Below are 20,127 nucleotides of genomic sequence, written 5' to 3' on the forward strand. Positions count from 1 at the left end.
CCTGCTCGCGAAGAACGATAACGCGGTCCCACTGGACGCCCACCAACGGCCAAGTCAGCATGGCCCTCTAAAAAACCGGGATCAAAACCCAATGCGACGATTACCTTCCCTGGCAGCCCTGCGCACCTTCGAATGCGCCGCCCGCCATGCCCATTTCGGCCGGGCGGCGGCCGAGCTATGTGTCACTGACAGTGCGGTCAGCCACCAGATTCGCCAACTCGAAGAGCAGCTCGGTGTGTCGCTGTTCGTGCGCGAAGGCCGGCAGATTCGCCCGACCCTGGCGGCCGGGCGCCTGATGCAGAGCTTGCAGCAGGCGTTCGAGCTGATTGGCGATGCCTGCGATGAACTGCGCGACCCTTCATCCCTCGCCGTATTGCGCCTGGCGGTCACCGCCGAGCTGGCGCAAAAGTGGCTGATGAGCCGGCTCACGGATTTCTATGCGCGCTATCCGCACATCACCCTGCATCTGTACGAACAACCGATCGACGCCACGGCGCCCGGGGAGGACATCGACCTGGCGATCACCTACGGCACTGGCCCGGTGGACAGCACGGCGTATTTCGTCCGGCCTCTGCCGGCGTTGCAGTTCTTCCCGGTGTGCAGCCCCGGCCTGTTCAACCAGGGCACGCTGAAAACCCCGAAGGACCTGGTTCGCCATTGCCTGCTGCACGACGACCAGGACGGCAAGACCTGGACCGCGTGGCTCACCAGCCATGCCGGCGACCAACGCCCCGACCGGCAGCTGTATTTCGCCCACGCCGGGCTGGCACTGGAGGCCGCCGCCCAGGGGCAGGGCGTGGCCATGGGTGACAACCTGACAGCCCAGGAAGACTTGCTCAGTGGTCGCCTGGTCCGTCCGTTTACCTCGAGCATGACCGCGCTCGGCCAATACGCGCTGGTGTGCGAGCGGGTGCGGCTGGAGCGGCCGGCGGTGGCGCAGATGCTGGAATGGTTCAACGATCAATTGCTCGATTGATGAGTTGAACTCAAGTATTCCGCAATAATCATCGTTGGCGGGCCAGTCGCCAACGCCCTTAGCCTGTGGTCATTCCAATCCCTGCTGAAGAGGTTTGACCATGGCCCGTTTGCTCGACACCACCCCCAAACAGGACGGTTTCCGTCTGCCCGGCGAATTCGAAGCCAAGTCCGGTTGCTGGCTCGGCTGGCCAGAGCGCACCGACGTCTGGCGCAATGGTGCCAAGCCTGCGCAGAAAGTCTGGGTGCAGATCGTCACCGCCATTTCCATGAGCGAGCCGGTCACCGTCTGCGCCTCGGCGGCCCAGTTCGCCACCGCGCGCCGGCAGTTGCCGCCGCAAGTGCGCGTGGTGGAAATGACCTGCAACGACACCTGGTTCCGCGACAGCGGCCCGTGCTTTGTGGTCAATGACCAGAGCGGCGAAGTGCGCGGCGTCGACTTCGAATTCAACGCCTACGGCGGCCTCGACGGTGGCCTGTACTACCCGTGGGACAAGGACGACCAGATCGCCAGCAAGATCCTCGAAATCGAACGCTTCGACCGTTATCGCGCGCCGCTGATCGCCGAACTGGGCGGCATCCAGAGCGACGGCCAAGGCAGCATCCTCACCACCGAACAGTGCCTGCTCAACCGCAATCGCAACCAGCATCTGGGCAAGGACGAAGTCACCCGTCGCCTCACCGATTACCTCGGCGCCGAGCAGGTGATCTGGCTGCCACGGGGCTGCAAGTTCGACGAAACCGATGGCCATGTCGACGACCTCGCGTGCTTCGTGCGTCCCGGCGAAGTGGTGTTGCAATGGACCGACAACCGCGACGACCCGCAGTGGGAAATCTATCAGGAGGCCTACGACATCCTGCGCAGCACCCGCGACAGTCGTGGCCGCGAGTTGATCGTGCACAAGCTGCCGCAACCGGATGTGCTGGAGTGGACCGCCGAAGAGGCCGAAGGCCTGGATCAGCAGGACAGCAGCCATACACGCCAGGCCGGGACGAAGATCTGTGCGTCGTACATCAACTACTACGCCGGCAACAGTTCGATCGTGGTGCCGCTGTTCGGTGATCGCAACGACAAGGTGGCGCTGGCGACCCTGGCCGAGCTGTTCCCGAAACACAGCATCGTCGGTATCGAAAACTCCCGGGAAATCCTCCTCGGCGGCGGCAACGTCGCGTGCATCACCATGCCGCAGTACGCGGGCAAAGGAGTGTAAATATGGGCCTGCACAAACTGACTCAAGCAATACTGCTGGTGCTTGCACCCCTGTGTGTGCAGGCCGCCGATACCGCCAAGCCGGTGGTCAACCTGTACATCTGGGGCGAGTACCTGGCCCCGGACACCTTGAAGAATTTTGAAGCGAAAACCGGCATCCATGTGGTGGCCGATCATTTCGACTCACTGGAAACCGTCGAGACCAAGCTGCTCACCGGTCGCAGTGGCTACGACCTGGTGTTGACGGCGGGGCAGCACCTGTCGCGCGCCATCGAGAGTGGCGCGGTGCAGACGGTGGACAAACAGCAGCTACCGCACTTTGCTGGTGTCGGCGAAGAGTTCCGCCAGCACATGGCGGTGTTCGATCCGGGCAATCGTTATGCCGGGATCTACGCCTGGGGCACCACGGGCGTGGGCTTTCAGGAGGAGGCCGTCAAGCAGCGCCTGCCCGACGCACCGACCGACAGTTGGGCCATGCTGTTCGACCCGGCCGTGGTCGCGAAATTCGCCGATTGCGGGGTCAGCCTGCTCAACGATCCCAATGAAGTGTTTGCGGCGGTCATGAAATACATGGGGCTGGACATCAACCGGCAGAACCTCGACGACCTGAAACTGGCTGAGCAGCAACTGGCGAAAATTCGGCCGTACATTCGCTACTTCGACAACGACCTGAACATCAGCGACCTGGCCAACGGTAACACCTGCGTGGCGATGTCGTGGAACGGCAACGTGGGCATCGCGGCCGGCCAGGCCGAGGCGGCGGGCAAACCGTATTCGCTCAAGTACCGGATTCCGAAGGAGGGCACGTTGATCTGGTTCGACGCCATGGTCATTCCCAAGGATGCGCCGCACCCGCAGGCCGGCCTGGCATTGATGGACTACCTGATGACCCCGGAAGTGATTGCGCCGATCACCGACACCATCCATTACGCCAATGCGATCACGGCGGCGGACGCCTTGGTCGACTCGGCGATTCGCAACGATCCGGGGACGTATCCGCCGGCCGCGGTCAAGGCTTCGCTGTACAGCAAGAATGACAATGGCAAGGCGTTCAACCGGGCGTTGATTCGGGCGTTCAGTCGGTTGAAGTCGGGGTTGTGATCTGTTTCGGGTGATGTGTTGACTGGGCTGACGTCTTCGCGAGCAAGCCCGCTCCCACATTTAACCGAGTTCTGACATGGGAATGCGGTCGAATGTGGGAGCGGGCTTGCTCGCGAAGAACGATAACGCGGTCTATTTGTTTGGCACCCGCCACAAATACCAGGCCGCCACCGTCCGGTAAGGGCTCCACCCCAACCCGATCTCGATCATTTGCTTGCGCGTCGGCTGCACGTCCAGCCCCTTGAGCCGTCGATAACCCTCACGCACGCCAAAGTCATCGGCCGGCAGGATGTCCGGCCGCTCCAGGCTGTAGATCAGCAGCATCTCCACGGTCCAGCGCCCGACACCGCGCAACGTGATCAGACGCTCGATCAACGCCTCGTCTTCCATGGCCAGCGCCGTGGCGTAATCCGGCACCACGCCGTCCAGGGATGCCTGGGCGATGCCCTGGATGGTCGCGATCTTGCTCGCGGAAAACCCGCAACTGCGCATCTGCTCGAAATCGGTCGCGACGATCTGTTCAGGCCGGGGAAATGCACCCGAACCGAACAGCGCCAGCAGTCGGCCGACAATCGCATCGCCGGCCCTGGCGTGCAGTTGCTGATAGGCAATCGCCCGCACCAGCGACTCATAGGGATCACGCGCCGGATGCGGTTGGTGCAGGCACGGGCCGATGGCGTCGATGTGGCGGCGCCAGTCTTCATCGATGGCGGCCAGGAACCGGCTGGCGGCCAGATAGCCGTCGGACATGGGCTCAGGCTTTCCCGGACGGTTTCAACAGGGCGTTCACTTCGCCATAGGTCAACGCCTTCAGGTCATGGCTGTCGAACTTGCCGGTTTGCAGAAAGCTTTTGGCGATGCCGGCCATGGCGCCGTAGAGGAATTCGGCGATGCCTGAACCGGCGCTCAGGCGACGAACGCCGAGTGCCTCGAGCTCTGTGGGCGACGGCAGGCCCGGGAAGCCGAGCACATTGAGCGGCAGCGAGGTGCCGTGGCACAGCGCCTTGATCTCGTACTCGGCGGTAACGCCGGCCGCGAACAGGCCGTTGGCCCCGGCCGCCTGATACAGTGCGGCGCGCCTGAGGGTTTCGGCGACGCGGTCTTCGGCAGGCACCAGGCCGCGCAGGTAGACATCGGTGCGTGCATTGATGAACAGGTTCACCTGACGGCGATCGGCCACCTGGCGCGCGGTTTCAATCTTGCGTACCAGCAACTCCGGCGGCGAGGAGCCGTCTTCGATGTTGATCCCGACAGCACCGGCGGCGATCACCGCGTCAACCACCTGGGCCACCTGATCCAGGTCATCGGAATAACCCGCCTCGATGTCGATGGTCAGCGGCACCGAAATGACCCGGGCAATCGACTCGACCGTCGAGACCAGTCGCTCAAGGGGCAGGGCGTTGCCATCCGGGTAGCCATGCACCCAGGCCACGGCCGCGCTGCTGGTAGCCACGGCCTTGTTGCCCAGTTGCTCCACCAGCCGCGCCCCGGCGGCGTCGGCGACATTGGTGAGGATCAGCAAGCCATCGTGATGCAGTTGGTGCAGTTGATCGTCGAGCCTGTCCATCGAGCTTCCTTCCTTTTGCAAAAGACATGAGGGGTCAGAACGCAAGTTGCTCCGTGTACTGCACCGCCGCGTTCTCCAGCCTGAGCAGAAACGCCTTGCGCGGCTGGCCTCCAGCGTAGCCGGTCAACGAGCCGTCGGCGCCGATCACCCGGTGGCAGGGCACGACAATCGATAAGCGGTTATGCCCGTTGGCCAGGCCTACTGCTCGGCTGGCGCCGGGCTTGCCCAGGATCGCCGCGATGGCGCCGTAGGTGGTGGTCCGGCCGTAGGGGATCTTCGCCAGTTCGGCCCAGACCCGGCGCGAGAACTCGCTGCCGGGCATGTGCAAGGCCACGCTGAACTCGGTGAGCGTGCCGGCGAAATAGGCGGACAATTGCGCTTCGATCTGCTGCAAATGCAGGTTGTGCCCCGGTGCCACGGCATAACCGAAACGGCTTTGCAGTGCTTCAACTTCCGGGCTCAGCGATGCCTGGTCGAGAAACTCGAGCAGCACCAGCCCACGGCGTTCGGCCATGGCGATCATCGGCCCTAGCGGCGTGGTCAGGCGGGTGAACAGCAGTGGCTCGCTGTTGGCGGCGCGGCCCGGGGTGATGTGAAACGACTTCTGAAAGGCATCGCGGAAACCGCTCAGGGACTCGTAGCCGGAATCGAACGCAACGCCGTCGATGGAGTCGCCCTGTTTGATCCCGCCCAATGCCATGCCCAAGCGTCGGGCGCGCAGCCACGCATGGAAGGTCATGCCGAAGTGCTGCTTGAACCAACGCCGCAGTTTCAGCGGTTCGATGCCTGCGGCCAGTAAGTGGGCGTCGGTCCAGCGCTGCTCCGGGTCGGCATCTACCGACTTGAACAATGACTGCACCCAGTCCGGCGCGCTGGCGGCATTGTCCAGCGGTTTGCAGCGCAGGCAGGCGCGGTAGCCCGCCGCCAGGCACTCTTGGGCGTTGGCAAAGAACTCGACGTTCGCAGGCTTCGGGCTGCGGGCGGTGCAACCGGGGCGGCAGAAGATGCCTGTGGTCTTGACCGCCGTAAAGAACACGCCCTCGTAGGAGGTGTCTCGTTCGAGCATGGCGCGAACCATCTCGGTGCGGGGCGGGAGCAGCGTTTTTTGTAGGTTCATGGGCGCAGCATAGATCGCGTCATGGGTGGTCTCCACCGGAAAATCGACAGTGAATTCCCGAGCGAAAAAGAGGGCTTATTCTGTGGGAGCGGGCTTGCTCGCGAAGGCGTCGTGTCATTCAACATTGAGGTGCCTGACACTCCGCTTTCGCGAGTAAGCCCGCTCCCACATGCGTTAAAAGCCAATCCTTCAGGCGCGTCTGGCCATCAGAAGTACCGAAGCCGCCGCCGACAGCAACCCGGCGCAGCAGCGGTTGAATATCCGCTTGCCCGACGGCCTGGCGAACCAGCGACGCATGTGCAGGCCCATGTAAGCGTAAGCGCCGATGGCAATCCATTCCAGCACCAGGAAAAGCGCGCCAAGCACCACGAACTGCGGCGCAATGGCGTGGGTCGAGTCGACGAATTGCGGCAGGAACGCGGTGAAGATCAGGATCGCCTTGGGGTTGCCGGCCGCCACCAGGAACTCCTGTCGGGCCAGTGCCAGCGTGCCAACGGGCGCGGTGCTGACCACGTTTTCGACGCCAGGATCGGCGCGCCACAATTGCCAGGCGAGGTAGAACAGGTACGCCGCGCCGAGGATCTTGATGGCGTAGAACAGCAGCTCGGAGGTCTGCAACACCACCGCCAGCCCCGCCGAGGCCAGGGCAATCATCCCGGCGAACGCCAGCAACCGGCCGATGCCGGCCACGCACGCGGTGCGGTAGCCATAGCGGGTCGAATTGCTGACCGACAGCAGGTTGTTGGGGCCGGGTGCCATGTTGAGGGCAAAGCAGGCCGGCAGAAACAGGGAGAGGGTGGCGAGGTCCATGGTGGGCTCCTGAAGCAAGAGCGCTATTTCTATCACAGCTCGCGGGTGGCCAGACCCATACAGTCATGGGCCTAAACCACCGTACCAGGGATTACTTGGCGAATTTTTTCGCCCCGGCGACGCAGAGGATCACGGCGACGGTGACCCCCAGCATGCCGATGCTGACGTGTTCATGCAGCAGGGTGGCAGCCAGGGTCAGCCCGAAGAACGGCTGAAGCAGCTGCAATTGCCCAACGGCGGCGATGCCTCCTTGGGCCAGCCCGCGGTACCAGAACACGAAGCCAATCAGCATGCTGAACAGCGAGACGTAAGCCAGGCTGAACCAGGCCGGCATGCTGATGCCGCTGAACGAAACCGGCATGCGCATCCAGCTGAGCACCGCTACCACCGGTAGCGACAATACCAGTGCCCAGCAAATCACTTGCCAGCCACCGAGGGTGCGCGACAGCTTCGCGCCTTCGGCATAACCCAGGCCGCAGGCGAGGATGGCCAGCAGCATCAGGATGTCGCCCTGCGGGGAGGCGGTCAGCCCTTGGGACAGGGCAAACCCGACCACCAGCAGGCTGCCCAGCACCGAGAAAATCCAGAACGCCGCCCGTGGCCGCTCGCCGCCGCGCAGCACGCCGAACACCGCCGTCGCCAGGGGCAACAGGCCGACGAAGACGATGGAGTGCGCGGACGTCACGTATTGCAGTGCCAGTGCCGTCAGCAGAGGGAAACCGATGACTACGCCGAGGGCGACGATGGACAGCGGTATCAGGTGCTGGCGCGCCGGGCGTTTTTCCTTGAACAGCCACAGCAGGCACAGCGCCAGGACGGCAGCGATGGTCGCGCGCGCAACCGTCAGGAACACCGGATCAAACTCCAGCACCGCCACCCGTGTCGCTGGCAGCGAGCCGCTGAAAATCACTACGCCGATCAGGCCGTTGATCCAGCCGCTGGTGCTGTTTTCCAGCGTCCGGTGTTGCAGGTTCGAAGTCCGTTCCATTTGGCTCACGCTCATTGTCTGATTGCACGAAACTCATCGTATGAGCGACTATCGATACAATCAAAAAATTGTCATGGATACATCTCGACATGCCACGATCGCGCTATAAAACGCTGGTGGATGCCTTTGCCGCCGACATCCGTTCCGGGCGGTTGCCGCCCGGCACGCGCCTGCCGACTCACCGGCAACTGGCCACTGAACATGGTCTGGCACTGGTCACCGCCAGCCGGGTGTATGCCGAGCTGGAAGGCATGGGCCTGGTCAGCGGCGAAACCGGGCGCGGGACCTTTGTCCGGGAAACCTCGCTGCCGCCGGGGCAGGGCATCTCGCAGCACGTGGTGGCGGCGGGGATGCTTGACCTGAATTTCAACTACCCGTCATTGCCCGGCCAGGCCGATCTGTTGCGCAATGCCTTGCGTCAGTTGGCGTTGTCCGGTGACCTGGAATCGCTCCTGCGTTACCAGCCCCACGCTGGGCGCCAGCATGAGCGGGCTGCGGTCGCGCGCCATCTGGTTCAGCGCGGGCTCAACGTGCCGGCCGAACAGGTGTTGATCGTCAGCGGTGCCCAGCATGGCCTGGCGGTAGCGATGATGACGCTGCTCAAGCCCGGCGATGTGATCGCCGCCGATGCGCTGACCTATCCCGGTTTCAAGACGCTGGCCGAGACCCTGCATCTGGAAGTCCTGCCCATTCCGGTCACGGACACTGGGCCTGATCTGCCGGCCCTGGAAAAACTCTGCCGCAGCCGATCCGTGCGGGCCGTGTACTCGATGCCGACCTTGCACAATCCCTTGGGCTGGGTGATGGACACCGATCAGCGCGAGCAACTGGTGGCGATAGCGCGCCGCCACGACCTGACGATCATCGAGGACGCCGCCTACGCGTTCCTTGCCGAAAACGTACCGCCGCCATTGGCCGAGATGGCGCCGGAGAGAACGGTGTACGTCTCGGGCCTGTCGAAAAACGTCGCCACCGGGCTGCGCGTAGGTTTCATCGCCGCGCCCGCGTTATGGATCGCCGCCTTCGAGCGCACCATCATGGCGACCACCTGGAACACCCCCGGCGTGATGACCGCCATCGCCACGGCCTGGCTCGACGATGGCACCGTCAGCCAGCTGGAGGCGCAAAAGCGTGCGGACGCCCAGGCCAGGCAGGCCCTGGCCCGAGAGGTCCTCGCGGGGCTCAAGACCATCAGTCACCCTAATTCGTACTTCATCTGGTTGCCGTTGGCGGAAGACGCCCGGGCCGACCAGATCGCCATGGCGTTGATGCGCGAGCAGGTCTCGGTGTCGCCGGCCGAGCCCTTTGCGATTTCGGCCCATGTGCCTCACGCGATACGCCTGGCGTTGGGCTCGGTGGACATGGACTCGCTGCGCCTGGCCTTGACCAAAGTGAAAAGCGTCGTGGATTACTACTCATAGCGAGACAGGGGCGTTTTGTTCAATACGCGAACCGGTTGGCTCATTACCTTGAGGGCCTTGTTCAACTCGATGGAAGAAGGTGTGCAATGAGTCTGATGATATCCATGGCGGCGTTTGCGCTGGTCGCGTCCATCACGCCGGGGCCGGTGAATATCGTGGCGTTGAGTTCTGGCGCGCGCTTTGGCTTCCGGGCCAGCCAGCGTCACGTGGCCGGGGCCACGCTGGGGTTTGTCTTGCTGCTGGTGCTGATGGGATTGGGCCTGCATGAGCTGCTGCAGCGCTGGCCGGCACTGACACAGGTGGTGCAATGGGCGGGTGTCGCCTTCCTGTTGTACATGGCGTTCAAGCTGGCGGCTGACAATGGGCAGGTGCAAGCCAATGATTCCGCGCAAGCCCCGTCGATGCTGTATGGCGCGATCATGCAGTGGCTCAACCCGAAAGCCTGGCTGGCCTGCGTGGCCGGCATGGGCGCGTTTGTCGCCGATGGCGAGGCGCGCCTGGTCTGGCAATTCGCGGCGATTTATCTGGTGATCTGCTATGTGTCGGTGGGGTGCTGGGCGTATGCCGGGACGTTTTTGCGTGGGTTCTTGAACAACCCGGCGGGGATGCGGATGTTCAATCGGCTGATGGCGTTGCTGCTGGTAGTGAGTGCGGTGTATCTGTTGCTTCCGTAGCCGCAGTCACTGCAGCTTCTGTGGCGAGGGGGCTTGTTGTGGCGAGGGGGCTTGCCCCCGTTCGGCGGCGCAGCCGTCGTAAAACCTGAATGCAAAGTATGCCTGAAAGAACGCCGGGGGCCGCTTCGCAGCCCAACGGGGGCAAGCCCCCTCACCACAAATTCAACCAGGCCACAGATTCAGGTAAAGCTTCGGGCTCACCCCCGATACTGCCCCGGCGTCGCCGCCAAATGCTGTTTGAATGCTCGTTGAAAATGCGCCTGATCGGCGAACCCCGCTTCCAGTGCCACGTCCGCAATCAGCTTGCCGCTGCGCAATTGATCCTGGGCGAACTGGATTCGCCGGTTCACCAGAAATGCGTGGGGCGTCATGCCGTAATGCTGTTTGAAGGCGCGGATCAGGTAGGACGGTGACAATTGCGCCGCCTCGCAGATGTCTTCGAGCTTGAGAGTTTGCGTGCAGTGGTCGCGGATGTAATCGGCGGCACGCTCGAGCTTGAAATTCGGTTCGCGCAGCGGTGGCTCGATCGGGTTCAAGCGCTGCTGCAGATCAGTGAAAAACTCCACGGCCACGCTGTGTTTGCGCAGCACATCCTGCTGCGGATCGACCAACAGCTCATACAAGCCCGCCAGGCCGGCAAACAGGCTGGCGTCCCGCGTATGGGTCGCCGAGAACCGGCGAAACGCCGCGTCATCGCTGAACCCGAGTTGATGCTGTAAATCGGTCAACCATGGCGTATCGACGTACAGCATCAGGTACGACCAGGGTTGGTCTTCGATCGGGTTGCAGGCGTGGACGTCGCCGGGGTTCATCAGCACGACGGTGCCGACGCTGACCTCGAACGCCGACTGCTCATGCAGATAGGTGCTGCGCCCGGCGGTGATCGCCCCGATGGAAAAGTGCTCGTGGGCGTGCCGGGTGTAGCAGACTTCGCGCCCGTCGGCGATGGCGCGGGCTTCGATGAAGGGCAGGGCGTCATCGCGCCAGAAGCGCGGGGCCTGGTCGGCGTTCTTGGCAACAGCGTGCTTCATGCTCACTCCTCGGCAGGTCAGCGCCCGAGTGTATTAGCTCTCGCCGTCAAAGGCGCGCTGCAACGTCGCGATATCGAGTTTTTTCATCTGCATCATCGCCTGCATGGCCCGTTGCGATTTTTTCGTGTCGGGGTCCTTGATCATGTCCATCATGGCGACGGGGACGATCTGCCACGACAGCCCGAACTTGTCCCTGAGCCAGCCGCATTGCTGGGCCTCGGGCGCGCCACCGGCCGACAGGTTGCCCCAGTAATGGTCGACTTCTTCCTGGCTCAGGCAATTGACCTGGAACGACACCGCCTCACTGAATTTGAACATCGGCCCGCCATTGAGCCCGGTGAAACTCTGCCCGTCGAGCTCGAAGCTGACGGTCATGACCGAGCCTTCCGGCCGACCATGGAACTCGAAACCGGCGTGGCCGTAATGGGTGATGGCGGTGATTTTCGAATGATCGAAGATCGAGCAGTAGAATTTCGCCGCCTCTTCGGCCTGATCGTCGAACCACAGGCAGGGTGTGAGTTTTTGTACGCGTTGCATGGCGGGCACTCCTCGGCAGGTTATGCATGCAGGATTACAGCGTAGCCAGCCTGTGTTCGTTCGGCAGTACCGTAGATCGCCCAAAAGCCGTTGCAACCCGCGATCAGAAGTCCCACCGGGTGGTCAGTTGCACGGTGCGCGGTTCGCCGTAAAACCCGGTGCCAAAGTTGCCAAGCCCGGTGTAGTAGGTTTTGTCGAACAGGTTCTTCACGTTCAACGTCGTGCTCAGGTGCTCGTTGAAGCGATAGCGCGCCATCGCGTCCACCAGGGCGTAGCCCGGCTGGGTGATCGTCGAGGGCTGGCCGAAGTTCACGCTGTCGGCGGGGTCGGGGCGCAATACGTTGCCGAAGAATTCACTTTGCCAGCTCACGCCTGCGCCGACGGTAAGCCTGTCCCACGCCCCAGACAGGCGGTAGGTGCTGAACACCCGCACCACCTGTTCCGGTGCAGTGGTTTGCAGCACCGAACTGTAGACGTAATCACCCTCGGCATCGCGGGTATGGTTGTAGGTGTAGCCGGCCGACAGGTTCCAGCCGTCGCGCAATTCGCCGGCCAGTTCGATCTCGAAGCCTTTGGTGCTGGCGCCCTGGACGGCCCGGTACACCGACTCGGTATCGACGCCACTGACATACTCGGCGATGTTGTCCTGTTCGATGCGGTACAGGGCGAACCGGGCGTTCAGGCGCCCGCCGAAGTATTCGGCCTTGATGCCCGCTTCATGACTGTTGCCCTGGACCGGGTCGAGCAACTGCCGGTTGGCGTCCTTGCTCATTTGCGGCTGATAGATGCTGGTGTAGCTGGCGTACACCGAGTAAGTGTCGTCGAGGTCGTAGACAAGTCCGGCATACGGCGTGACCACACCGCTCTGGCGATAGCTGTCGCGCAGGTCGGTGGTCTGCGGGTCGCTGTAATCCAGGTCGTCGCGGCCGCTGAAATCGCTGACGCGCGCGCCGAGGATCAGCGTCAGGTCATCGATGGGTTTGAGCCGGGCGGCCAGGTAGGCGCCGGTCTGGCGCTGGACGATGTCGTCGGTGCCGACCCGGGGGATCTCGGGTTTGGCAAACTCGCCGCGCCAGTCGAAGATGCTGCCGTCCACCGGCGGGTACACCGAGCCGTACACCGGGATGTCCTGGCGCGTGTTCATCGACATGAAACCTGCGATCAATTCGTGTTCGCGACCGGCCAGCGTGAACGGACCGCTGAGGTTGACGTCGATGTTGTCCTGAACCTGATCGCCCTTGAACTTTCCCATGTACATGAACATGCCGTTACCGCTGACCGGGTCCGGATTGCCGCCACTGGCGGAGGCGAGGAAGGTATCGTGCTGGCGGTGCTTGCGGTCGTAACTGAGCTTGAGCGCCCAGTCGTTGGCCAGTTGCTGTTGCACGGAGGCGAACAGCGTCTGGTTGGTGAAATCGCGACGGCTCCAGTCGGTGGCCGGGTTGAAGGAGCGCGAGAAATCGGTGCGCGAGCCGTCGCTGTAGTACATCGGGAAACCGGTCCAGCTGGCGCCTCGAGAGCGGGTGTTCTGCTGGTCGATGCCAACGCTGACGAGGGTGTCCGGGGTCAAGTCGGCTTCGACTATGCCGTAGGCGATGTCCTTGCTGTTGCGGTAGTGATCCATGTAGGCGCTGCGGTCCTGATAGACGGCCACAAGCCGGCCGCGGACATTTGCGCTGGCGCTCAGCGGCCCGGAAATATCGCCTTCGCTGCGATAGTTGTCCCAGGAGCCGACGGTGCCGCTGATCGAGGCCTTGAATGCCGGGGTCGGGCGTTTGCGAATCAGATTGACCGTCGCCGAGGGGTCACCCGCCCCGGTCATCAGGCCGGTCGCGCCTTTGATGATTTCAACGCGGTCATAGGCTGCCATGTCGGTGCTGGTGGTGCCGTAGTCGTAGACACCGTCGTAGTCGGTATTGACGCCGTCGTACTGGAAGTTGGTGATCGGCAAGCCGCGACTGGAAAACTCCCAGCGTTCGCTGTCGTAGTTTTGCACGCTGATACCGGGAGCGCGGCGCAGGGCGTCGACGAGGCTGGTGGCACCCTGGTCGTCCATGAGCTGGCGGGTGATGACCGTGACCGATTGCGGTGTTTCGCGCAGGGACAGCGGCAGGCCGGTGGCTGAAGACGTCGAGCCGATGGTGTAGGCGTGGGAGTCCTCGCTGATCGCCCCGGGCGCCTGCGCGGAAATACTGGTCGCCCCCAGTTCCAGTGCGCCTTGTTCGACAGGAACGGCGTGCAACACGTAGCCACTGTTCCCTTGGCGTTGCGCCAGCAGGCCGCTGCCTTGCAGCAGACGTTGCAAGGCTTGCTCCCGGTTGTAGACACCGTTCAGGCCAGGGCTGCGTTTGCCGGCAGCGAGGTCATTGTGGCCGGCGAGAAAAATCCCGGCCTGTTCGGCAAAACTGTTGAGGACGTTCACCAGCGAACCGGCAGCGATTGTGTAGTGGCGCGTCTGGCTGCTGGACCGTTCGTTGTCAGCGAGGGCGGCGGCTTGAGTTCGTGACACTTCCAGGCCTGGCAAGACAATCGCCAGCACCAGCACCAGCGGGTGCAAGGCAAAGCGGTTGCGAGTAACGGTGGCGCGCGGCATGGGGTTCCAGGGAGTCGGATCAATCGGCATTCGTAGTGCTTGAAGGGTTAACCGAGTGAAAAAGGCAAAAGGGAACCGACGCGCCAGAAAAAACCTTCATCAGGCTTTTGGGCCGACGTCGACCCACCACTCCAGCGGTTTGTGCACCCGCACCGGCAACGCCGCTTCCAGCAGCCGCAAGGCCTGATCGGTGTCCTTGAGCGGGAACGACCCCATGACCGGCAGCCCGGCGACGGCCGGATCACACCCCAGATGCCCGGGACGGTAACGGCTGAGTTCTTCGAGCAACTGGCCCAGTGGCAGGTTGTCCGCCAGCAACAGGCCACGGCGCCAGGCTTCGCGACTAGCCGAGGCGACGCTCGGTGGCGGTATGTGGTCTTGGCTAAACGACAGCTGCTGTGCAGCCTCGGCCACCTGAACCTGACCCTGCGCGGTCCTGACTTCGACTGCGCCTTCGTAGACGTTCAGCAATGTCCGCCGGTCTTCCTGACGCACGCTGAAACGCGTGCCCAGCGCACGCATCCGGCCGTCGACGGTTTGCACCAGCAGCGGGCGGCTCGTGTCCTTGGCGGTGTCGATCAACACTTCTCCGGCCTGCAACAGCAATAACCGTTGTGCGGTGTCGAAACGCACATTCAGCGCACTGAGGGCGTTGAGCCAGATCCGGCTGCCATCGCTGAGCCGGGTTTCCCGGGTTTCGCCGGTGCCGGTGGAGAGGTCGGCGGTCCATCGGGCCAGGCTCAGGGGCAGGGCGCTTTCCTTCCAGGCGCTCCAGCCGAGCCATCCGCCCGACACCAGGACCAACAGGCTCTTGACCGTCTGGCGGCGGTTCAGGGAGGCGCGGCCGCTGTTGCGCAATACGTGGCTGGCCGCTTGTTGCTGATTGTCCTGTAGCACAGCAAAGCGCTGGCTCACACGCTCGACGTAGTGCCAGGCGGCCTGATGCTCGCCGCTTTGCGCCAGCCAGGCCTGCCAATGCTCGCGCTCCTGCTGGCTGGACTGTTGATCGTTGAGTTGCACGTACCAGCTGGCGGCCTGTTCAAGGCTGGCGTGGCTGATGGCGTTGGGGGTGGCGCGGGTCATTGGATCAGCAGGCCGTCGAGCTCGGCTTCGAGCATTGCGCAGTGCATCAGCGCCTGGGCCAGGTACTTTTTCACCATGCGCTCGCTGACGCCGATTTCTTCGCCAATGGCCCGGTAGGGCAGCCCATGCACCTGGGCCAGAATGAACGCATCGCGTACCCGTTCGGGCAAGCGCTGGAGCATGGCATCCACTTCGTACAGGGTTTCGACGATGATCGCCCGCTGCTCTGGCGAGGGCTGAACGGCCTGGGGTTGCGCGGCCAGGGTCTCGAGCCACGCCTGTTCCAGCTGGCGACGACGCCAGTGGTCAATGCAAAGGCCCCGGGCAATGGTGGCCAGGTAAGAGCGTTCGTGGGTTTCCCCGTCAAATACCTGCGGACGCTTGAGCACCCGGATGAAGGTGTCATGGGCCAGGTCGGCGGCATCGAACGCATTGTTCAAGCGTCGGCGCAGCAACTCGTGCAGCCAGTGGTGGTGGCTGGCGTAGAGGTTCTGGACGCAGGAGGAGTCGGCAACCGTCATCGTGAGCGCATGTCCATGGGCGGTTCGCGCCCTCGTGCAAATAAGAATTGATCGCGATTAAAGCAAAAGGCCTATGTCTGTGCAAATGATATTGGTTTGCTTTTAGGTTGTTCGGGGCGGTTTTATTTGATGAAGTTGTCGTAATGACTAATATGCGTGTCATAACGACCATTTTGCCTGTGTGTCAAATTGACTCCGATGTCCTGAAGTCATTGATTTACAAAGGGGCATAAACTGGCACGGAACATGAAACAGGCAACGTACAACTGAACGCCTTCAGGAGTACGCCAAATGTTCAACTTCTTCAACAACCCCCAGAACGTTCTTCACTTGTCGAACCATGTGCTCAGTGCTGGCCTGGCGATGCTGCTGGCCGGCATCTACGGTGCCTATCTTTACGACGGTCATCTGTCGATTGTCATGCTGGTGGCCATGCACGCCATGACCATTCTCGGCCCGACCCTGTTGAAAATCGGCTATGTCATGCGCCTGCTTTCCCAGTACCGGCTGAGCCGAGGCCCGATCCGGGTGGTGGCTTGATGCGCCGGCTGGCGGCTGCGCCGGTCTTCAGCCTGGGCTTTCGCCCGTTCTTTCTCGCCGGTGCCGGTTTCGCCGCCATCGCCGTGGCAGTCTGGGCCTTGTGGCTGTACGGTCGCTTGCCCGGTGCGCAACCGCTGGACGGCATGCTCGCCTGGCATCGACATGAAATGCCCTTCGGATTCGCCTCGGCCATCATTGCCGGGTTCCTCCTGACAGCCGTGCCCAACTGGACCGGTCGGCCGGGGCTCAAGGGCTGGCCTCTGATCGGCCTGGTGCTGGTGTGGCTGCTGGCGCGACTGGCCTGGTACCTGCCGCTGCCGGCACCCTTGTTGTTGGCCTTGCAGGCTCCATTGCTGCCGCTGCTGGCGTGGGTGCTGGGGCGCGATCTGGTGGCCGCAGGCAAGCGCGAGAATTATCCGATCCTGTTGATGGTGTCGCTGCTCGCCGGGTGTCAGGCGCTGACCTTGCTGGGGTTTGTCGCTGATGACGCCAATCTGCAACGCCATGGTGTGCTGGCCGCCTTGTGGCTGGTGGGCGCGCTGATGAGCGTGATCGGCGGGCGGGTGATCCCGTTCTTTATCCAGCGCGGCCTGAACCGTCCGGCAACGCCTGCGGCCCCTTCATTGCCGGGCAAGGTGTTGCTGATCAGCGCCATGCTGGCGGCGGTGTCCTTTGCCGGCGGCTTGAACGACGTCCCGCGTGCGTGGCTGGCGCTGTTGTTTGCGCTGATCAGTGGATTGCACCTGCTGCGCCTGTGGCGCTGGCATGACCGCGACCTGTGGCGCGTGCCGCTGCTGTGGTCGCTGTACCTGGCTTACACGTGGCTCGCGGTGGCGACGCTGGCGATGGCGCTGTGGCACCTGGGCTGGATGCCGCAACAAAGCCTGGCCACCCATGCGCTGGCCGTCGGCGGTATCGGCGGGTTGATTCTGGCGATGATTGCGCGGGTCAGCCTGGGGCATACCGGGCGTTTGTTGCAGCCGTCCAGGGCGATCGTTGCGGGGTTTGTCCTGTTGTTGCTGGCGGGTGCGTGCCGGGTAGGGCTGGTGCCTTTTTCCGCTCTCGGATTGGCGCTGTCGGCGCTGCTGTGGTGTAGCGCTTTTGCGCTTTTTGTCTGGCGCTATAGCGCGATTTTATTGGGGCCAAGGCTCTAGCGAAGGGTTCCATGGCCGCCCACCGAGGCGGCCTTTGCATGACCGGTGGTCGATGCGCCAAGGCCTGCCGGGAAATTTGCGCTTAGCTGAAGGGATAACCCGAGGCGCGCGCAGGTTTTACAAGGCTGCAGCGACGCCCCTTCAGATCACCGTGAGTCTGAGGAATAAGCGCCATGCTGACCCTGAACATCAATGGCCAGGATCAGGAGCTGGATGTCCCCGCCGACATGCCGCTGCTCTGGGTCTTGCGCGACGTCGCCCACCTCACCGGCACCAAATTCGGTTGTGGCATTGCCCAATGCGGGGCCTGCACCGTGCACGTCGACGGCGCGCCACTGCGCTCGTGCATCACACCGGCCACGGCCGTGGCCCATGGGCAAAAGATTCTCACCATCGAAGGGCTGTCCGCGGACGGTTCGCATCCGGTGCAACAGGCCTGGGCGGAACTTGACGTGGTCCAGTGCGGTTACTGCCAGTCCGGGCAGATCATGTCGGCAGCGGCGTTGCTGGCGAAGATACCGAAACCGACTGACAGCGACATCGATCAGGCACTGTCCGGCAACATCTGCCGTTGCGGCACTTACCCGCGGATCCGCGCGGCGGTCAAGCGCGCCGCCGAGCTGGGTTGAGGTGACCATGAACAGGATCAACGCGTTATCGCGCCGTGGTTTTCTCAAGGGCAGTGCCGTGCTGGGCGGTGGGCTGGTGGTGGCGTTTGCCATGCCCGGTGCTCACCGGTTCGCCATGGGCGCGGAGAACCAGGGCAATGTGTTTGCCCCCAACGCTTTCCTGCGCATTGGCAATGACAACAGCGTCACCGTGCTGCTGGGCCATTCGGAAATGGGCCAGGGCATCTGGACCGGCCTGACCATGCTGATCGCCGAAGAACTGGACGCTGACTGGACGAAAATCCGCGTCGAGCACTCCCCGGCTTCGGCTGCCGATTACGGCCTGCCTGGCTTTGGCGGGATGCAAATCACCGGCGGCTCGACCTCGACCTGGATGGAGTTCGATCGCTATCGCCAGGCCGGCGCGGCGGCGCGCTTGATGCTGATCGACGCGGCGGCCAAGCGTTTCAACGTCGCGCCGTCCGAGATCCGCACCGAGTCGGGCGTGGTCATCGCCGGTGAGCATCGCGCCACCTACGGCGAGTTGGCCGATGACGCCGGGCAGCTACCCCGGCCGGACCCGGCCTCGATCAAACTCAAGGACGCAAAGGACTGGAAGCTGATCGGCAAACCCACCAAACGCCTGGACACCCCGGAGAAAATCACCGGCCGGGCGAAATTCGGCATGGACGTGCAATTTGACGGGCTGATGACCGCGATGGTCGCTCGTTCACCGACATTCGGCGGCAGCGTCAAATCCTTTGAAGGGGCCGAGGCGCTGGCGATTCCGGGTGTGCACAAAGTGCTGCAAGTGCCGACAGGCATCGCGGTGATCGCCGATCACTATTGGGCCGCGAAGCTGGGGCGCGATGCGTTGAAAATCGATTGGAATCCGGGACCGAACGCCGGACTCGATAGCCGGGCGCTGCTGGAAAGTTTCCGCAAACTCGCCAAAACCCCCGGCCTGAACGCGGGCCAGGCGGGGGATACCCAGGCTGCGCTGGCGAAAGCGGCCAAGACCATCGACGTCGAATACAGCGTGCCTTACCTGGCCCATGCGCCGATGGAGCCGCTGAACTGCACGGTGCGCATCACCCAGGACAAATGCGAAATCTGGACCGGCACCCAGTTCCAGACCCTGGACCAGATGGTCGCCGGGAAAATCACCGGGCTCAAGCCCGAACAAGTCGAGATCCATACCGAATTTCTCGGCGGTGGCTTCGGGCGGCGGGCCAATCCGACCTCGGACTTCGTCAGCGAAGCGGTGTATGTCGCCAAGGCCGCCGGTGCGCCGGTGAAGACCGTGTGGGCGCGGGAGGATGACATCCGCGGTGGCTATTACCGCTCGGCGTTCCTGCACCATGCGCGCATCGGGCTGGGTGCCGACGGCCTGCCGCTGGCGTGGAAACATGTGCTGGTCGGGCAGTCGATCATGGCCGGGACCTCGCTTGAAGCAAGCATGGTCAAGGACGGGATCGACAAGACCTCGGTCGAAGGCGTGGCCGACAGCCCCTACATGGGTGGGCTGGCCAATCACCAGATCGAACTGCACTCACCGCAAACCGGCATCAGCGTGTTGTGGCTGCGTTCGGTGGGGCACAGCCACACCGCGTTTGTCATGGAATCGCTGATCGATGAAATGGCCACGGCAACCGGCAAGGATCCGGTGGAATACCGGCGCGCCTTGCTCAAGGACCATCCGCGTCACCTCGGTGTGCTGAACCTCGCGGTGGAGAAAGCCGACTGGAAGGCGCCGTTGCCCGATGGCCATGCCCTGGGTGTGGCGGTGCATGAGTCGTTCGGCAGCTATGTGGCGCAAGTGGCCGAGGTGTCCCAGGACAACCTCGCCATCCGCGTGCACCGGGTGGTGTGTGCGGTGGACTGCGGCATTGCGGTCAACCCGCAGAGCATCGCCGCGCAGATGGAGTCGTGTATCACCTTTGGCCTGGGCTTTGCCTTGCACAGCAAGCTGACACTCAAGAACGGGCAAGTGGTGCAGTCCAACTACCACGACTACCAGGTGCTGCGGCTCAACGAGATGCCAGTGGTCGAAGTGCATATCGTGCCCAGCAGCGACAAACCCGGCGGCATCGGCGAAGCCGGTGTGCCGCCCACGGCGCCGGCGGTGGCCAACGCGGTGTTTGCCCTGACCGGGCAGCGCCTGCGGGAGCTGCCCCTGCAGCTGTCGGGGGTGTGA

General features: G+C 63.2%; 19 protein-coding genes. 9 read left to right on the forward strand and 10 right to left on the reverse strand.

The genetic code is table 11. From position 1 onward, the window contains the following. Window positions 1–91 precede the first annotated feature (91 nt). The 3 genes from QMK54_RS14235 (at window position 92) to QMK54_RS14245 (ending at window position 3,286) form a co-directional block, all read left to right on the forward strand. Window positions 92–976, forward strand: coding sequence for a LysR substrate-binding domain-containing protein (locus QMK54_RS14235; RefSeq protein WP_103393673.1), 885 nt, complete (start codon window positions 92–94; stop codon window positions 974–976). A 100-nt stretch (window positions 977–1,076) separates the two neighbouring features. Further along, entirely contained in the window at window positions 1,077–2,186 is a 1,110-nt protein-coding gene (gene aguA, locus QMK54_RS14240; RefSeq protein ID WP_320402755.1) for an agmatine deiminase, read from the forward strand. A gap of 2 nt (window positions 2,187–2,188) precedes the next feature. Further along, the gene (locus QMK54_RS14245; RefSeq protein WP_110660478.1) at window positions 2,189–3,286 is read left to right on the forward strand and encodes an extracellular solute-binding protein; all 1,098 of its coding nucleotides are present in this window, start codon (window positions 2,189–2,191) and stop codon (window positions 3,284–3,286) included. Between the two features lie 132 nt (window positions 3,287–3,418). Here QMK54_RS14245 and QMK54_RS14250 read toward each other — a convergent pair whose 3' ends face one another. The 5 genes from QMK54_RS14250 to QMK54_RS14270 form a co-directional block, all read right to left on the reverse strand. Next, window positions 3,419–4,036 carry a DNA-3-methyladenine glycosylase family protein gene (locus QMK54_RS14250; protein WP_110660477.1) on the reverse strand — a complete coding sequence of 206 codons (618 nt, stop codon included), beginning with the start codon at window positions 4,034–4,036 and terminating at the stop codon, window positions 3,419–3,421. Between the two features lie 4 nt (window positions 4,037–4,040). Beyond that, window positions 4,041–4,853, reverse strand: a complete 813-nt coding sequence (locus QMK54_RS14255; RefSeq protein ID WP_320402756.1) for an isocitrate lyase/phosphoenolpyruvate mutase family protein — start codon at window positions 4,851–4,853, stop codon at window positions 4,041–4,043. A gap of 34 nt (window positions 4,854–4,887) precedes the next feature. Further along, the gene (locus QMK54_RS14260; RefSeq protein WP_223591914.1) at window positions 4,888–5,970 is read right to left on the reverse strand and encodes a bifunctional transcriptional activator/DNA repair enzyme AdaA; all 1,083 of its coding nucleotides are present in this window, start codon (window positions 5,968–5,970) and stop codon (window positions 4,888–4,890) included. Window positions 5,971–6,159: 189 nt separating this feature from the next. Further along, window positions 6,160–6,780, reverse strand: a complete 621-nt coding sequence (locus QMK54_RS14265; RefSeq protein ID WP_110662316.1) for a LysE family translocator — start codon at window positions 6,778–6,780, stop codon at window positions 6,160–6,162. A gap of 91 nt (window positions 6,781–6,871) precedes the next feature. After that, the gene (locus QMK54_RS14270; RefSeq protein WP_320402757.1) at window positions 6,872–7,768 is read right to left on the reverse strand and encodes a DMT family transporter; all 897 of its coding nucleotides are present in this window, start codon (window positions 7,766–7,768) and stop codon (window positions 6,872–6,874) included. An 89-nt stretch (window positions 7,769–7,857) separates the two neighbouring features. Between QMK54_RS14270 and QMK54_RS14275 the strand changes: the two genes are divergently transcribed. Then, a complete protein-coding gene (locus QMK54_RS14275; protein ID WP_320402758.1) occupies window positions 7,858–9,189 on the forward strand; it encodes a PLP-dependent aminotransferase family protein in 1,332 nt (443 codons plus the stop codon). A gap of 86 nt (window positions 9,190–9,275) precedes the next feature. Further along, window positions 9,276–9,863 carry a LysE family translocator gene (locus QMK54_RS14280; RefSeq protein WP_320402759.1) on the forward strand — a complete coding sequence of 196 codons (588 nt, stop codon included), beginning with the start codon at window positions 9,276–9,278 and terminating at the stop codon, window positions 9,861–9,863. A gap of 197 nt (window positions 9,864–10,060) precedes the next feature. Here QMK54_RS14280 and QMK54_RS14285 read toward each other — a convergent pair whose 3' ends face one another. The 5 genes from QMK54_RS14285 to QMK54_RS14305 all read right to left on the reverse strand — a co-directional run bounded on the left by QMK54_RS14285 (window position 10,061) and on the right by QMK54_RS14305 (window position 15,628). Beyond that, entirely contained in the window at window positions 10,061–10,894 is an 834-nt protein-coding gene (locus QMK54_RS14285) for an AraC family transcriptional regulator (RefSeq protein WP_320402760.1), read from the reverse strand. A gap of 33 nt (window positions 10,895–10,927) precedes the next feature. Next, entirely contained in the window at window positions 10,928–11,431 is a 504-nt protein-coding gene (locus tag QMK54_RS14290) for a VOC family protein (RefSeq protein WP_320402761.1), read from the reverse strand. Between the two features lie 103 nt (window positions 11,432–11,534). Further along, window positions 11,535–14,024, reverse strand: a complete 2,490-nt coding sequence (locus QMK54_RS14295) for a TonB-dependent siderophore receptor (protein ID WP_320402762.1) — start codon at window positions 14,022–14,024, stop codon at window positions 11,535–11,537. 99 nt (window positions 14,025–14,123) lie between these two features. Further along, complete coding sequence (locus QMK54_RS14300) at window positions 14,124–15,107, reverse strand: FecR domain-containing protein (protein WP_320402763.1); 984 nt, start codon at window positions 15,105–15,107, stop codon at window positions 14,124–14,126. Then, on the reverse strand, window positions 15,104–15,628 hold the full coding sequence (locus QMK54_RS14305; RefSeq protein ID WP_110660250.1) for a sigma-70 family RNA polymerase sigma factor: 525 nt from the start codon (window positions 15,626–15,628) through the stop codon (window positions 15,104–15,106). The genes QMK54_RS14300 and QMK54_RS14305 overlap by 4 nt, the downstream gene beginning before the upstream one ends. Window positions 15,629–15,919: 291 nt before the next feature. Here QMK54_RS14305 and QMK54_RS14310 point away from each other — a divergent pair, with 291 nt between their 5' ends. The 4 genes from QMK54_RS14310 (at window position 15,920) to QMK54_RS14325 (ending at window position 20,127) form a co-directional block, all read left to right on the forward strand. Then, on the forward strand, window positions 15,920–16,168 hold the full coding sequence (locus tag QMK54_RS14310; protein ID WP_320402764.1) for a transmembrane sensor/regulator PpyR: 249 nt from the start codon (window positions 15,920–15,922) through the stop codon (window positions 16,166–16,168). Next, window positions 16,168–17,322 (forward strand): NnrS family protein, encoded by a 1,155-nt coding sequence (locus QMK54_RS14315; RefSeq protein ID WP_320402765.1) that lies wholly within the window; start codon window positions 16,168–16,170, stop codon window positions 17,320–17,322. The genes QMK54_RS14310 and QMK54_RS14315 overlap by 1 nt, the downstream gene beginning before the upstream one ends. 173 nt (window positions 17,323–17,495) lie before the next feature. Continuing rightward, on the forward strand, window positions 17,496–17,951 hold the full coding sequence (locus QMK54_RS14320) for a (2Fe-2S)-binding protein (protein ID WP_057715045.1): 456 nt from the start codon (window positions 17,496–17,498) through the stop codon (window positions 17,949–17,951). A 7-nt stretch (window positions 17,952–17,958) separates the two neighbouring features. Next, on the forward strand, window positions 17,959–20,127 hold the full coding sequence (locus tag QMK54_RS14325; RefSeq protein WP_320402766.1) for a xanthine dehydrogenase family protein molybdopterin-binding subunit: 2,169 nt from the start codon (window positions 17,959–17,961) through the stop codon (window positions 20,125–20,127).

It is taken from the genome of Pseudomonas sp. P5_109 (assembly GCF_034009455.1).
Lineage (GTDB): Bacteria > Pseudomonadota > Gammaproteobacteria > Pseudomonadales > Pseudomonadaceae > Aquipseudomonas.

Excerpts from the sequence above, each read along its gene's own strand:
- QMK54_RS14280 (WP_320402759.1), top strand. The coding sequence starts at position 9,276 with ATGAGTCTGATGATATCCATGGCGGCGTTTGCGCTGGTCGCGTCCATC.
- QMK54_RS14285 (WP_320402760.1), bottom strand. The coding sequence starts at position 10,894 with ATGAAGCACGCTGTTGCCAAGAACGCCGACCAGGCCCCGCGCTTCTGG.
- QMK54_RS14325 (WP_320402766.1), top strand. The coding sequence starts at position 17,959 with ATGAACAGGATCAACGCGTTATCGCGCCGTGGTTTTCTCAAGGGCAGT.
- QMK54_RS14265 (WP_110662316.1), bottom strand. The coding sequence starts at position 6,780 with ATGGACCTCGCCACCCTCTCCCTGTTTCTGCCGGCCTGCTTTGCCCTC.
- QMK54_RS14295 (WP_320402762.1), bottom strand. The coding sequence starts at position 14,024 with ATGCCGCGCGCCACCGTTACTCGCAACCGCTTTGCCTTGCACCCGCTG.
- QMK54_RS14245 (WP_110660478.1), top strand. The coding sequence starts at position 2,189 with ATGGGCCTGCACAAACTGACTCAAGCAATACTGCTGGTGCTTGCACCC.
- QMK54_RS14310 (WP_320402764.1), top strand. The coding sequence starts at position 15,920 with ATGTTCAACTTCTTCAACAACCCCCAGAACGTTCTTCACTTGTCGAAC.
- QMK54_RS14275 (WP_320402758.1), top strand. The coding sequence starts at position 7,858 with ATGCCACGATCGCGCTATAAAACGCTGGTGGATGCCTTTGCCGCCGAC.
- QMK54_RS14305 (WP_110660250.1), bottom strand. The coding sequence starts at position 15,628 with ATGACGGTTGCCGACTCCTCCTGCGTCCAGAACCTCTACGCCAGCCAC.
- QMK54_RS14250 (WP_110660477.1), bottom strand. The coding sequence starts at position 4,036 with ATGTCCGACGGCTATCTGGCCGCCAGCCGGTTCCTGGCCGCCATCGAT.
- aguA (WP_320402755.1), top strand. The coding sequence starts at position 1,077 with ATGGCCCGTTTGCTCGACACCACCCCCAAACAGGACGGTTTCCGTCTG.
- QMK54_RS14300 (WP_320402763.1), bottom strand. The coding sequence starts at position 15,107 with ATGACCCGCGCCACCCCCAACGCCATCAGCCACGCCAGCCTTGAACAG.
- QMK54_RS14255 (WP_320402756.1), bottom strand. The coding sequence starts at position 4,853 with ATGGACAGGCTCGACGATCAACTGCACCAACTGCATCACGATGGCTTG.
- QMK54_RS14235 (WP_103393673.1), top strand. The coding sequence starts at position 92 with ATGCGACGATTACCTTCCCTGGCAGCCCTGCGCACCTTCGAATGCGCC.
- QMK54_RS14290 (WP_320402761.1), bottom strand. The coding sequence starts at position 11,431 with ATGCAACGCGTACAAAAACTCACACCCTGCCTGTGGTTCGACGATCAG.
- QMK54_RS14260 (WP_223591914.1), bottom strand. The coding sequence starts at position 5,970 with ATGAACCTACAAAAAACGCTGCTCCCGCCCCGCACCGAGATGGTTCGC.
- QMK54_RS14315 (WP_320402765.1), top strand. The coding sequence starts at position 16,168 with ATGCGCCGGCTGGCGGCTGCGCCGGTCTTCAGCCTGGGCTTTCGCCCG.
- QMK54_RS14320 (WP_057715045.1), top strand. The coding sequence starts at position 17,496 with ATGCTGACCCTGAACATCAATGGCCAGGATCAGGAGCTGGATGTCCCC.
- QMK54_RS14270 (WP_320402757.1), bottom strand. The coding sequence starts at position 7,768 with ATGGAACGGACTTCGAACCTGCAACACCGGACGCTGGAAAACAGCACC.